Annotated in this window: 1 protein-coding gene; it reads left to right on the top strand. The window is 61.6% G+C overall.

Translation table 11 applies throughout. The annotated features are described in order from the left end of the window. A partial coding sequence (locus EOA29_RS39765) for a diacylglycerol kinase (RefSeq protein ID WP_145970177.1) occupies positions 1-337 on the top strand: 337 nt, incomplete at its 5' end. Positions 338-489: the final 152 nt, after the last annotated feature.

The raw sequence follows: 489 nt of genomic DNA, 5'->3' as shown, positions 1-489 counted from the left end.
CTTCAACTCGGTGCGGGCGTTCCGCAAGCTGGCTGCCCACGAAGAGGCCTTCCAGCAGGAGCTGATGCTGCTCACCCTTGCCCTACCGGCGGGCTGGTTCATCTCGGTGTCGTGGCGCGGCTACGCGCTGCTGATCGGCGCGGTGCTGCTGCTGATCATGGTCGAAGTGCTCAACACCGGCATCGAGGCTGCCTGCGACGCCTTCAGCCGCGAGTTCAATGTCGACATCCAGCTCGCCAAGGATTGCGGTTCGCTGGCAGTGCTGATCTCGGTAGTGATCGTAGCCGGCGTCTGGGGCATCGCCATTATCGAGCGCATCACGGGACTACCGATCTAGTATAGCGCTTCCTACATGACGGTTACCAAAGGAGACTGTCATGTCGGACGCCGCTGATTTTTCGTTGCTCGAGCGAGCCGGCCTGCCGGACGATCTGCGCTGGCTGACGCAAAAATATCCGCGCGAGACCTGGCAGGGCCACGGCAATATTC

The sequence above is a fragment of the Mesorhizobium sp. M1E.F.Ca.ET.063.01.1.1 genome (assembly GCF_003998155.1).
Lineage (GTDB): Bacteria > Pseudomonadota > Alphaproteobacteria > Rhizobiales > Rhizobiaceae > Mesorhizobium.
Note: the sequence above shows the minus strand (reverse complement) of the source record. Positions and strands in the feature narration are given on the sequence as shown.